Annotated in this window: 11 protein-coding genes; 8 read left to right on the top strand and 3 right to left on the bottom strand. The window is 64.5% G+C overall.

What is annotated here, in order from left to right:
* Nucleotides 1-121: 121 nt before the first annotated feature.
* The gene (locus HUK72_RS00685; RefSeq protein ID WP_176595073.1) at nt 122-814 is read left to right on the top strand and encodes a response regulator transcription factor; all 693 of its coding nucleotides are present in this window, start codon (nt 122-124) and stop codon (nt 812-814) included.
* Nucleotide 815: 1 nt separating this feature from the next.
* Nucleotides 816-2,150, top strand: coding sequence for a sensor histidine kinase KdpD (locus HUK72_RS00680; RefSeq protein ID WP_176595072.1), 1,335 nt, complete (start codon nt 816-818; stop codon nt 2,148-2,150).
* 272 nt (nt 2,151-2,422) lie between these two features.
* On the opposite strand, the gene HUK72_RS00675 is transcribed toward HUK72_RS00680, so the two are convergent.
* On the bottom strand, nt 2,423-4,963 hold the full coding sequence (locus HUK72_RS00675) for a TonB-dependent receptor (RefSeq protein WP_176595071.1): 2,541 nt from the start codon (nt 4,961-4,963) through the stop codon (nt 2,423-2,425).
* A 476-nt stretch (nt 4,964-5,439) separates the two neighbouring features.
* On the opposite strand from HUK72_RS00675, the gene HUK72_RS00670 reads away from it, so the two are divergent.
* The 4 genes from HUK72_RS00670 (at nt 5,440) to HUK72_RS00655 (ending at nt 9,827) form a co-directional block, all read left to right on the top strand.
* Nucleotides 5,440-6,552, top strand: a complete 1,113-nt coding sequence (locus HUK72_RS00670; RefSeq protein WP_176595070.1) for an endonuclease/exonuclease/phosphatase family protein — start codon at nt 5,440-5,442, stop codon at nt 6,550-6,552.
* Complete coding sequence (locus tag HUK72_RS00665) at nt 6,552-7,703, top strand: TonB-dependent receptor domain-containing protein (RefSeq protein ID WP_176595069.1); 1,152 nt, start codon at nt 6,552-6,554, stop codon at nt 7,701-7,703. Before HUK72_RS00670 ends, HUK72_RS00665 begins: the two co-directional genes overlap by 1 nt.
* Before the next feature lie 163 nt (nt 7,704-7,866).
* Nucleotides 7,867-8,664 carry a YncE family protein gene (locus HUK72_RS00660; protein ID WP_176595068.1) on the top strand — a complete coding sequence of 266 codons (798 nt, stop codon included), beginning with the start codon at nt 7,867-7,869 and terminating at the stop codon, nt 8,662-8,664.
* Nucleotides 8,665-8,873: 209 nt separating this feature from the next.
* Nucleotides 8,874-9,827: a transporter gene (locus HUK72_RS00655; RefSeq protein ID WP_176595067.1), complete on the top strand. Its 954-nt coding sequence runs from the start codon at nt 8,874-8,876 to the stop codon at nt 9,825-9,827.
* Nucleotides 9,828-9,838: 11 nt separating this feature from the next.
* On the opposite strand, the gene HUK72_RS00650 is transcribed toward HUK72_RS00655, so the two are convergent.
* Complete coding sequence (locus HUK72_RS00650) at nt 9,839-10,084, bottom strand: hypothetical protein (RefSeq protein WP_176595066.1); 246 nt, start codon at nt 10,082-10,084, stop codon at nt 9,839-9,841.
* Between the two features lie 100 nt (nt 10,085-10,184).
* Here HUK72_RS00650 and HUK72_RS00645 point away from each other — a divergent pair.
* A protein-coding gene (locus HUK72_RS00645; protein ID WP_176595065.1) for an IS3 family transposase occupies nt 10,185-11,356 on the top strand; the annotation gives its coding sequence in 2 pieces (ribosomal slippage) (nt 10,185-10,449 and nt 10,449-11,356; 1,173 coding nt in all).
* A gap of 31 nt (nt 11,357-11,387) precedes the next feature.
* On the opposite strand, the gene HUK72_RS00640 is transcribed toward HUK72_RS00645, so the two are convergent.
* On the bottom strand, nt 11,388-11,582 hold the full coding sequence (locus HUK72_RS00640; RefSeq protein ID WP_176595064.1) for a CYTH domain-containing protein: 195 nt from the start codon (nt 11,580-11,582) through the stop codon (nt 11,388-11,390).
* 187 nt (nt 11,583-11,769) lie between these two features.
* Between HUK72_RS00640 and HUK72_RS00635 the strand changes: the two genes are divergently transcribed.
* Nucleotides 11,770-12,138, top strand: a complete 369-nt coding sequence (locus tag HUK72_RS00635; protein ID WP_176595063.1) for a YciI family protein — start codon at nt 11,770-11,772, stop codon at nt 12,136-12,138.
* The last annotated feature ends 11 nt before the right edge of the window (nt 12,139-12,149 follow it).

Below are 12,149 nucleotides of genomic sequence, written 5' to 3'. Positions count from 1 at the left end.
CGCTAGCGATTGGCCCTGGCCCAAACAAAACAAACGCCGCCTCCCCCGACCCCCGCATTTCATTGGCATTGCAGGCCAGAAATGCTAACGCCGGACGGCAGGGGACAATCTTCATCACGGAATGGATCGCGTGTCCCTTCATCTGCTGATCGTCGAGGATGACGAAGCCCTCGCCCTGCAACTTGCCGAACAACTCCGCCTGATCGGGCATAGCGCCGTCATCATGCCCGACGGCCGCAGCGCCATGGAAGCCGTGGCGGGCACCCAGTTCGATGCGATCATCCTCGATCGCATCCTTCCCGGCATGGACGGCATCGCCGTGCTGCGCAGCCTGCGCGCCAACAATATCCTGACGCCCGTGATCATGATGACCGCCCTGGGCCAGTCCCGGCAGAAGGTCGAGGGGCTGGACAGCGGCGCCGACGATTATGTGGTGAAGCCGGTCGACCCGGCCGAACTCAACGCCCGGCTCCAGGCGCTGGTCCGGGCGCGCGGCTGGGTGGGGCGCGGGTCGGACGAGACGCTGCGCGCCGGCGACCTGCTGGTCAGCCCGACAAAGCATTGCGCCTGGCGCAACGGCAAGGTGCTCAATCTCCAGAAGATCGAGTTCAAGCTGCTGACCGAACTGGTGCGCAATGCCGACAGCACGGTCACGCGCGCCATGCTGCTGGAGCGCGTCTGGAATTATGATTTCGAGCCAGCTACCAACATTGTGGAGGCCTATATCCGCAGGCTGCGGATCAAGCTCACCGAATTTGGCGACGACGATCCGATCAGGACCATCCGGGGCGTCGGCTATATGTTGAGGGGATGATTTGCAGTTGCGATCGCTGCGGGCGCTGACGCTCGCCTTCTTTGCGGTTTTTCTCTGCGCGACGCTGGCGACCGCCTTCGGCATCTATTTCGCGACCTTCCGGACGATCGACCATCTGGTTGGCCAGCGCCTGGAAAGCGCCAGCGCGTCGGTCGCGCCGGAGGGAGAGGTGCATCAGGCGCGGCGCATCGGCATGCGGATCATGGCGGCGGCGCGGGACCGGGATACGGGCGACCTGGGTTTCATCCTGTTCGAAAACGGGCGGCAGATCGCGGGCAATGTGCGCGTGACCCGGCCCCTGCCGCTTGGCCCGTCGCGGGTCGATGTCGCGGACAGGATCAAGGGGCTCACCCACGGCAAGGTGCTGGTGCGCGATCTGGGCAAGGGCCTGCGCCTCGCGGTGATCGCGGAAACCGAGCCGTTCGACCATTATAATGCGGCGCGCAAACGCATCTACCTGATCGGCTTCGGATCGATCATCGCCATTGCGCTGGCCGCGGCGACCACCTTCACGCTGATCGTGCGGCGGCGGATCGTCGACATGCGCCGGACGGTGGAGGCGATATTCGAGGGCGACCTGTCGCAGCGTGTGCCGGTCGACGGATCGGGCACCGCCTTCGACAGCCAGGCCGCCGCCTTCAACCGGATGCTGGATCGCATCAACGAGCTGATGGAGGAGGTCCGCAACGTCACCAACGGCGTCGCGCACGAACTGCGCACGCCACTGGCGCGGCTGCGCAACCAGCTCAGCCTGATCGGGACCGATCCTGCCGCCGATCCGGTGCGGCCAGGCATAGAGGCGGCGCAAGCAGAGGCCGACCGGCTGCTGGCGCTGTTCGCGGCGCTGCTGCGCATTGCGGAGGTGGATAGCGGCGCGCGGCGGGCGAATTTCGCGCCGGTCGATCTGCATGCCCTGGTCGAGGAGACGATCGAGGCGCTGGAACCCGTGATCGAGGAAAGCGGGCATCGGATCGCGGCTCTGGCTCTGGAAGCCCTCACAGTGAATGGCGACCGGCAGTTGCTGGTGCAGATGGTCGTCAATCTTGTCGAAAACATCCTGCGGCACACCCCTGCGGGCACCGCCATCTCCATCGCCCTGCGCCGTGACAGAACGGCGGTTTCGCTGGTCATTGCCGACGACGGTCCGGGCATCGCGGAAGAGGACAGGGCCAGAGCGCTGGACCGTTTCGGGCGCCTGTCAGGCGGCGGCCATGCAAAGGGACATGGCTTCGGCCTGCCGTTGGCGGCGTCGATCGCGCAACTGCATGGGGGGGTGCTGGACCTCGGCAATGCGCAGCCGGGGTTGCGGGTGACGGTGCGGCTGCCCCAAGCCTAGGGCTTGTTGCAGGCTGTGTTGGGATTTGACCGGCTTTGGTCAGTAGCGGCCATTGCGCGCGCCGTGCTCCTGCGAAGGCAGGAGCCCAGTCCCGCCCCTAGTGGATCATCGCACCGTAGGAACTGGGCTCCTGCCTTCGCAGGAGCACGGTGCACTTCAAGACAAAAGACGGCTCGCAATCCCCCCAAGCCCAATCCGGAAAGGACTCTCGCGCATAAAAAAGAGGCCGTGGCGTGCTGGGTTGCACGCCACGGCCTCTTCCTTTGTCCGGATCAGAACTTGATGGACGCTTCCACGCCGTAGGTGCGAGGCGCGTTGAAGTTGCCGTAGTCGCCCAGGATGTTGCTGATATTGCCGGTCGACACGCTGGAGGTCGGCGCGGCAGGCAGGCTGTTCGACGGATCGCGGCGGAAGACATATTGCTCGTTGAACAGGTTGCGGCCCCAGACGCTCAGCGTCAGGTTGCGGCCATGGCCGGTCCCGATATTGGCCAACGAAATGCGGCCGTTGAAGATCAGCGAGCTGTCGGCCTTCGTGGCGAACTGGTCGAAGGCCTGGGTGGCCTGCGCATAATTGCCGTCGAAGTGGAACTTCAGCGCCGTGTCGCCGCTGCCGATCGGCAGCGCGTAGTCGATCGACCCGCTCGCGGCGTTGCGCGGCGTGAAGACGATGTAGAACTGCTGGAGGACCGTGGTCGAGGCGCCGCCCGCCGTATAGGTGATCGGCACCAGCGGGATGTGCGTGTAGGTATAGGCATAGGATGCGTTCAGCGTCAGGCCGTCGACCGGCTCGACGGTCAGGTCCGCCTCGATGCCCCGGATCTTGGTGGTGCCTGGCGCATTGATCGTGACCAGATTGTTGAAGTTGGAACCGTTGAACGGCTGGATCGAGCTGATGTCGACCTGGCTGTCTTTGCGGTCCATGATGTAACCGGCCAGGTTGAAGCGGGCGCGGTTGTTCCAGAAGTCGCTCTTCAGGCCGACTTCATAGGACTTCACATCTTCAGGATTGAAGGGCTGATAGTTGGCCGTGCGCGAGCTGGCGCCGCCAGCGCGGTAGCCGGTCGCATATTTGGCGTAGACATGCACGTCGTTGCTGACGTCATAGGCGACGGTCGCCATCGGGTTGAAGCGGTTCCACGTCTTGTCGAGCGGCTTGTAACCGGCAGCGGTCGCCGCGGTCGTGTTGACGTCATAATTCACGTTGCGCGAGAAGTGCAGAACGCCCTTCTTCTCGTCATGCGTGTAGCGGCCGCCGACAGTGATGTGCAGCGCGTCAGTGGCGTTCCAGGTGAGCTGGCCATAGGCGGCATAGCTTTTCGACCAGACTTCCGAGGCGCGGTCGATCGAACGGCAGCCGACCTGCGAGCCGAAACCGCTCGAACCGGTGCAGGGGTTGAGGGTCACATAATTCGCGCCGACCACCTGGCCCAGATTGTTGAGTACGGCAACCGCACCCACCGAATTCGGCGTGGCGGCGTCGTCGCTGACATGTTCGTTGAAGTAGAAGCCGCCAACGACATAGTCGATGTTGCTGATGGTGCCGACGGCCTGGAGTTCCTGGCTGAACTGGCGCTGGCGCAGGTCGGCAAGGCTGTAGCGGCTAAACCCGCAGGGTGCGGCCTGGGTGCACGACGCGGTCAGATTGACCAGCGGCACGCGATGGGCGCCGCCGCTATTGTCCCACTGGGTCGCGTCGACGCCGCGCCATGCGGTGATGGAGCGCAGCTCGATCTCCGGCGAGACTTCCCACTTCAGCGTATTGGTGAAGCCGTGGGTCTTGTCGACGCTGGGCTGCTGCGGCACGCCGATGTCGGCCACCTTCATGCGGGTGTCGCCATTGACCACGACGCCAGGCAGCAGCGGCCGCACAGCGGTCTGCGTGCCGCTGAAAGCGAGGTTGGTATAGGCGGTGCCCGGCAGGGTGCAGGCGGGTTGCGAAGCCTGGGTACCCGCATGACAGCCATTGGGGTTGTAGTTCAGCAACTGGCTGTAGAAGGGCGTGTTTTCATCCTTCGCGACGTCATAGGCGAAGTCGTTGGTGATGCTGCTGGTCGGCTGCCAGCGCACGGCGGCGCGCAGGCCCTTGCGGTTATAATAGTTGAAGCCGGCCTGGCCAGCGAGCGGATTGCGGGTGGTCGCGTCCTGATGCTGGATCACGCCGTCCAGCTTGATCGAGAAGCCGGCGATCTTGGGCAGGTCGATATGGGCATCGGCGGTACGGCCGCCATAATTGCCGGCGCCAGCCTCAACACGGCCACCCCATTCGCCGGTCGGCGCCTTGCTGACGATGCTGAGCGCGCCGCCTTCGGTGTTGCGGCCGAACAGCGTGCCCTGTGGGCCCTTCAGCACTTCGACGCGCTCGACGTCGAACAGCGCGGCGTTCAGGCCGTGCTGACGGCCCATATAGACGCCGTCGACATAGATGCCGACGCCCTGTTCACGGGCGGGCTGGTTGGCGTCGAGCGGCACGATGCCGCGAATGCCGATGGTAAGAGCCGACTGGCGCGCTTCGAAGGTGGCGATGCGCAGCGACGGGACGGCGCCGTCGGCCAGGTCGTACAGGCTGGCGACGTGACGGTCCTTGAGCGCTTCCGTGCTCATCACCGCCATGGAGATCGGGGTTTCCTGCAGGTTGGTTTCGCGCTTGGTGGCGGTGACGACGATCGTGCCGAGGCCGGCATCGTCGACGGCGGCGGCGTCTGCGGGCTGCTGCTCATCGGCGGCGGCGCTGGCCAGCGCGGGCGCGGAAACCGACGCCAGCAGCAGGCCGCACAGCGACGCGCGCAGCAAGGAGGCGGAAGAACGAATCATGCGTGTAACCCCTTTTCAAACCCATCGAGTGGATGTTTTGCGGGGCCGCCATTAGGTCGGGATCACAACATTTTTGTTACATCAACTGTAACAATAACCCTCTATCTCCTGTAATTTTCGTTTCATAATCCATCTTTTCATGGATTTTATCTTGTATATTTCACATATATCGCCGCAATTTACAATTATAACTAAATATATGAATGTAGTTATCGTAATATATATTATAATATATTTTCAATATTTCAGCATTTAACTGTTTTTTATTATAAATTCAAAAAATTTCTTTGCGCATCAACAAAGACGAACGAAGCGGCCGTTCCCCGACCTATGCTCTTTCCAAAATGGAATCATGACAGAGTGATGGCATTTCGATGAAAAACCTGACTCCGAAATTTCATCCCGTTGCAGCGCTACCGCCACTGCCCTGACCCAATGCCCTGCTAATTGCGCCCTCAAACCGGGGGGTCATCATCATGCTCAAGGCATTTCAGCCATTGCTCTTCGCCGGGCTGGCCATGCTTGCGACATCGGGATCGGGCAGGGAAGATCCGCATCTCGCGTCAATGGCGGCGGCGTCCGCCATGGCGACGGCGGACAGCCCTGTCCTGTCCGTCATGACATATAATATCAAGGGACTGCCATGGCCGCTGGCCCTGGGCCGGGACGAAGCGCTGGACCGGATCGGCCAAAGACTGGTGGCCATGCGCCGGACGGGCCGCCAACCCCATGTCGTGCTGTTGCAGGAGGCCTTTTCTTCGGAGGCGCAGGCGCTTGCCGCCCAGGCGGGCTACCGGCACGTCGCCTTCGGTCCCGACAGCGCATTGCGAACGGAGACGCGCACGGATGCGGCCGACCTCGCCTATCTCCAGACGGCGCGCTGGGACCGGGGCGAGCGGATGGGGAAATCCTTGAGCAGCGGACTCATGATCCTGTCCGATTATCGGATCGCCGGAATCGACCGGATGGCCTTTCCCGATTTCGCCTGCGCCGGATTGGACTGCATGGCGAACAAGGGGGTGCTGATCGCGCATCTCCATGTGCCGGGCGCGGGACCGGTCAGCATCGTCAACGCGCATCTGAATGCCCGCGCCGCGGCCATGGTGCCCATCGACCGGACGCAGCAGGCCTTTGCGCGGCAGGTCGGACTGATGGCCCGTTTCGTGGCCGGCCATGTTCCCGAAGGACAGGCGCTAATCCTGGGCGGCGACATGAACATCGGCGGCGACATGCGGCGGCGCAACGCCTTCTTCAGCGGCTTCGACCGGTCCGGCCTGCGCTTTGTCGCGCCCGCCCTGGACGGCGCCCGCCAGGCTCTCGCCCAGGCGGCGGCCGACAAGGGCGCGCGCCGCGACCTGCTCCACGCAGTCGAACATGGCAAGGACTGGATCTTCGCCCGCGACGGCAGGGACAGGCCCATGGCGGTCCTCCGGGCGCAAGTGCCGTTCGGCAGCGAGGCCGGAGGCGAACCGCTGTCGGATCATTTCGGCTATGTCGTCCGCTACCGCATGCCGGTGCGCCGCCCGCATGAACCGGTCCACTTTGCCAGCCGCGATCCCTTGCCCATCCGTCCGGGAGAGGGGCATTGATGCACCGCCGCCCCCTGGCGCTCGCCTTGTCCGCCACGCTGCTGGCGGCGCATCCGCCCGCTACGGCGCAATTATCCCCCGAAAGCGCCGCTTTCTCGCTGAAGCCCCGCGCCGGGCTGCGGATGATGCGCTCCGCCTTCCCGGTCAGGTCGTCGCGGGCGCGCATGGACCGGCTGGACCTGGCGCCGGTCGATGACCGGGCCGACATGGTGAAGATCATGCTCCGACGACAGAAGCAGAGCGTTTCGACGGCCATGATGGCCGAACCGCTCCCCGGCTTCGCGCCGCGGAGCCGCATGGTCCTGCTGACCGTTCAAGACCAGATGCCGCTCAGCGGCACGCTGACCGCCGTGCTGGGATTCCAGGGCATGAAGCTCAGCAACCGCAGCGCCAATGTGACCGCGACCGGCCGGGACGGCCGGCTGCGGGTGCGCGACTGGTTCCTGCCTCAAGGGACGCTCGCCTTCACCCCGCGCTCCGACCTTGCCCTGTCCTTGGGGTACAGGGAAAATATGCGCGGCTTTGGGGAGACCGGCCGTTCCGGCCCCCTGGGATTGGCGCATGAGGATTTTCGCGCCCTCGCCCGCCGCCTGCAACCCGAAAGGATCAGCCGCACGCGCTTCGACGCGGATTGGCAAGCATCAAGCGACCTTGGCTTTGCGGTGACGGCCTATCGGGGGCGGATCAGCGACCGCCTGTCCTTCGCGGACCGCTCCGCCCTGCCCCTCAACGGCGGTTCGGCCCAATTGCGCGGCGTCAGCATCGGGTTTCGTCATCGCCTGACGCCGAACTGGCATTGGGGCCTGCGCTATGGCGAGGCGCGCCTCGACCATGCGGCGGATCATGGCGCGCGGGAACATAGCCTCGCCATCGAGACGGGCTGGACCGGCGGGCCGCTCAGGGCGACGCTGCGCGGCACGCGCGGCAGCCTGCCCGCATTTGCCAGCGATGCGCGAACATCGCCGCGCCGCTTCAGGATAGAGGCGGACATGCGGTATCAAAGCCCCGAAGTCCCGCTCGCCATCACGCTGCGGCTGACCGATCCCGACCGGCTCGCCAGCACCGCCCTGCTCAGCGACGCTCCGTCCGGGTCCATCCTTGCCGCCGAGCAGGCGCGCAGACTGATGCTGGGGGCCGAATTCCTTTGGTGAGGCGGACGCCAACATGAAATTGTCACGCAACCGGCCTAAGGCCTGCTCCATCCAGGCAGCACCCCATTCCCGTAAAAGCGGGAGCATGGGATAGTCCCATCCCCGACAGGATTCGATCGCCCGAGCCGATATGAAAGCGAATTTTCTGGTTCCCGCGGCGCTTATGGCCACACTTGCCAGCATGGCAGGCGCGCAGCCGTCCGACGCGCCATCGCCCGCCCCGTCCCCTGTGACCTTCCGCATGACCGCGCCCGAAGCCAATCAGGGCGCAGCGTCCGACGGCAAGTTCCTCTATGCCGTGGACAATGACCGGATCGGCAAATATCGCATCGCCACCGGGGAACGCGTCGCCCAATGGCAGGGCGAACGGCGGCTTTTTCCGCATATGAACAGTTGCACCGTGGCGGGGCGCGAACTGGTCTGCGCCGCGTCCAACTATCCGGCGGTGCCGCAGACCAGCGCGGTCGAATTTTTCGACACCGCCACGCTGCGCCATATCCGCACGGTCAGCCTGGGTTTCGGCCCCGGATCGCTGACGGCGCTGGACCGACATGATGGCAAATGGTGGGCGGTCTTCGCCAATTATGCCGGCAAGGGCGGGGAGCCGGGCCGCGACACGCGCTATACGCTGCTGGTCCGCATGGACGACCAGTTCCGGCAGGAGGCCGCCTGGACCTTCCCGCCGGAAGTGCTGGCCCGCTTCACCCCCTATAGCTGCTCCGGCGCGAGCTGGAGCGCCGACGGCCGGCTGTACGTGACGGGCCATGACCGACCGGAACTCTACGAACTCGCCTTTCCGGAGGCCGGGTCGACGCTGGAGCTGCGCCGCATCATCGGCATCGCGACGCCTGGCCAGGCGATCGACTGGGATCCCGCGCAGCCGCGCCGCCTCTGGTCGATCGATCGGGCGAAGAACGAAGTCGTCGCCAACGAGATCGCGCCGACCCCGGTAGGACGATAGCGACAATCCGGCGATGGCCGCCTGCAACAAGCCTGTCATCAACCACGCCTAACCTCAGCCAGCCCATAGGATCGAGGCGAGACGATGAGCGCGACCGTGGCCATGGCGGCTATGACCCTTCCCCAGTTCCTTTCGCGGATCATCGGGCGGAGCCTGCCATAACCGCCGACGGCCCCATCCCCGGCCCGGTTCCCGCGCCAGCCCGAGGCATGGCGCCGGGGCTGATCTGGGGCATCGACGTCACCGGCCGGGGGACCGTGCCCGTCCAGCATTGCGAAAGCCCGCCTGCCGGGCATTTCCGCTGGCTGCATCTCAATCTGGCCGATCATGGCACGCGCAGTTGGATCGAACGGGCGGAACAACTGCCGCTGGCTGTGCGGGATTTGCTGCTGTCGGCCGACACGCACCAACGCGCCTTGGTCGACGGCGGCGCCGTGGGATGCGTGCTGCACGATTTCGAGCGCGATTTCGACGTGGCGGACACGGCCCGGGTGGGCGCGATGCGCATCGCCCTGACGCCCGACCTGATGCTGACCACACGCCTGCACCCGATCCGGTCCGCCGACATCGTCAGGAACCGCCTGTCGCGCGGCATCCTGGGTCCGGCGCAGGCGCTTGAGCTGCTGGTCGGCGCCATAGGCGACAATATCACGGAGATCAGCCGCAGACTCAGCACCGACGTGCAACAGGCCGAGGACAGCTTTCTGGAAGGACGCGATCCGCCCAAGGCGCGCGACCTGATCGGCATCAGGCGCAGGCTGGCTCAGATACACCGCCTGTTGTCGGGCATGCGCGGCGTGTTCCAGCGCTTGGAACAGGATGAGGAATTGCCGGACGCGCTGCGCCCCAGCGTGGAAAAGCTGGCGCAGAGACTCCAGGAACTGGATGCCGACATTTTCGGGGTGCAAGGCCAGTTGCGGCTGTTGCGGGAGGAGCTGGACATTCAGGAAGCGCAACGGACGAACCAGAATCTCTATATCCTGTCGATCGTCACCGCGCTCATGCTTCCGGCGACGCTGGTCACCGGGATCTTCGGCATGAATACGGGCGGCCTGCCCTTGGCCCAGGGGCCCTACGGCACGATGCACGCGACGCTGATCGCCATCGGCGCGGCGATCGCGACCTATATGGGTTTGCGATGGCTGGGCTTCATGCGGCGCTGACGCCGTTATGGTCAGGCCGCCTCGAAACCTTCCATCAGGGCGATGGCGGAATTGCGGAAACGCGGATCGTTGGTCACTTCATCCCCCACCCAATCGGGCAGGTCGAACCGTTCATCGATGGAGCGCATCTCCACTTCCGCCAATATCAGCCCCGTCGCCGGACCGGCGAAGACGTCCACCTCCCAAATCTTGCCGTCATGCGGCACGCGATAGCGGGTCTTCCTGATCACGGTGTCGGCGCAGAGCCGATCGAGCATCTCTTCCGCATCGGTCGCCGGAATCGGATATTCGAACTGATCTGCCCCCTGCTGAGTGGCCCAGAGACTATGATAGTCTGGACCACGAAAGGGACATTGAATGCCGAGCAAGAAGCACAAGCCGGAAGAGATTATCGGCAAGCTGCGTGAAGTTGAGATCGTGCTGGCGCAGGGAGCCTCGACCGCCGAGGCGTGCCGGCGGATCGCGGTCAGCGAGCAGACCTACTATCGCTGGCGCAAGGAATATGGCGGGCTGAAGACCGACCAAGCGCGGCGGATGAAGGATCTGGAGAAGGAGAACCAGCGGCTTCGCCGTGCGATTTCCGACCTGACCCTGGACAAGCTGATCCTGCAGGAGGCGGCAAAGGGAAACTTCTAAGCCCCGCGCGGCGGCGACGCTGCATTGATCATGTGCGACGAGAGTTTCCGGTATCCGAGCGACGGATATGCCGGGTGCTGGGTCAGCATCGATCGACGCAGCGCAAGGTGCCGCGCGGGGCGGATGACGAGCAGGCGCTGACGGAGGACATCATCGCACTGGCAAAGCAATATGGTCGATACGGCTACCGCCGGGTGACGGCGTTGCTGTGCCATGCGGGGTGGACGGTGAACCATAAGCGGGTCGAACGGATCTGGCGGCGTGAGGGGCTGAAGGTTCCGCAGCGCCAGCCAAAGCGCGGGCGTCTATGGCTCAATGACGGATCCTGCATCCGCCTGCGGCCGGAATATCCGGGACATGTATGGGCCTACGACTTCGTCGAAGGGCGCACGCATGATGGCCGCAAGTTCCGCATCCTGACCATCATCGATGAGGCCAGCCGGGAGTGCCTGGCGCTCGTCGTGGCGCGTCAGCTCAAGCATGAGGATGTTCTGGCGGCCTTAGCCGACCTGTTCATCTCGCGCGGCCCTCCGGCACATATACGGTCCGATAATGGCAGCGAATTTATCGCGACCGCCGTCCAGCAATGGCTGGGGCAGATCGGCGTGAAGACGCTCTACATCACGCCGGGATCACCATGGGAGAATGGCTATAACGAAAGCTTCAACGGGTCGCTTCGCGACGAACTGCTCAACGGCGAGATCTTCTACAGCCTCGCCGAAGCCAAGGTGCTGATCGAAGCTTGGCGGCGGCATTACAACACCGTCCGCCCGCATAGCAGTCTGGGATACCGGCCACCGGCACCGGAAACGGCGACACCGCCATATCCGGCCTCCGGTTCCGCTTCGCTCCACCTCCGTCCGGATATGGCGGCGATGGGCTTAATCCACTAACAAACCTATCGGTCCACTCGGTGGGGGCAGATCAGAACTCGTCCCGGACCAACCCCGTCCGCGCGCTCTTCACGGTGAGCCACGCTCCGTCGGCGGACAGGCGGACGCGAACGCTGCCATGGCCGTCATAAGCGACATATCCCTGGCGCAAGGGCCGTCCGCCATCGGCCAGGGCGCGCCATTCATCGCTGACGACCAGGAACTTCCGTTCGATCTCGATTGCCATGAGTGCCCCAATGAAGGATCGCCAGCGGCTGGCGAACTGTTCATGTTAGCGCATCTCCGGGGCGAGCGGGAGTCGGTTCGTCGCGGCCGGGCCATGACCGGGCGGGAAAGCAGTCGGGCAAGACCAGCCTGTTGATCGCGCGGACCTTCTCCTGCACTCTGGGCCTGAAGGGATCAGGAGACCGGCAATGCGCGTGATGGTGCTCGTGAAGGCCACGGAGGAGAGCGAACAGGGCTTCGTTCCCACGCCCGAGGCGATGGCCGCGATGGAGGCGATGGGCCGTTTCAACGACGAACTGGAGGCGGCCGGCATATTGCTCGCCGCGGACGGCCTGACACCTTCTTCGCAGGGCAAGCGGGTCGCGTTCGACGGCGCGAGCCGCACGGTCATCGACGGGCCGTTCGCCCAGCCCCGCGAACTGGTCGCCGGCTTCTGGCTGTGGGACGTCAAGGATATGGAAGAGGCCGTCGCCTGGGTGCAGCGCTGCCCCAATCCCATGCCGGGACCGAGCGAGATCGAAATCCGGCCTTTATACGATCTGGCCGATTTTTCATAAGCTCCAGAAGG

The sequence above is a fragment of the Sphingobium sp. 15-1 genome, from assembly GCF_013375535.1.
Classification (GTDB): Bacteria; Pseudomonadota; Alphaproteobacteria; order Sphingomonadales; family Sphingomonadaceae; genus Sphingobium; species Sphingobium aromaticivastans.
This window is presented reverse-complemented; position numbering and strand designations above follow the sequence as displayed.

Bases quoted from the DNA above. Each gene is read 5' to 3' on its own strand.
- HUK72_RS00635 (WP_176595063.1), top strand. From the start codon at position 11,770: ATGCGCGTGATGGTGCTCGTGAAGGCCACGGAGGAGAGCGAACAGGGC.
- HUK72_RS00655 (WP_176595067.1), top strand. From the start codon at position 8,874: ATGGCGCCGGGGCTGATCTGGGGCATCGACGTCACCGGCCGGGGGACC.
- HUK72_RS00665 (WP_176595069.1), top strand. From the start codon at position 6,552: ATGCACCGCCGCCCCCTGGCGCTCGCCTTGTCCGCCACGCTGCTGGCG.
- HUK72_RS00650 (WP_176595066.1), bottom strand. From the start codon at position 10,084: ATGCTCGATCGGCTCTGCGCCGACACCGTGATCAGGAAGACCCGCTAT.
- HUK72_RS00670 (WP_176595070.1), top strand. From the start codon at position 5,440: ATGCTCAAGGCATTTCAGCCATTGCTCTTCGCCGGGCTGGCCATGCTT.
- HUK72_RS00675 (WP_176595071.1), bottom strand. From the start codon at position 4,963: ATGATTCGTTCTTCCGCCTCCTTGCTGCGCGCGTCGCTGTGCGGCCTG.
- HUK72_RS00685 (WP_176595073.1), top strand. From the start codon at position 122: ATGGATCGCGTGTCCCTTCATCTGCTGATCGTCGAGGATGACGAAGCC.
- HUK72_RS00660 (WP_176595068.1), top strand. From the start codon at position 7,867: ATGGCCACACTTGCCAGCATGGCAGGCGCGCAGCCGTCCGACGCGCCA.
- HUK72_RS00640 (WP_176595064.1), bottom strand. From the start codon at position 11,582: ATGGCAATCGAGATCGAACGGAAGTTCCTGGTCGTCAGCGATGAATGG.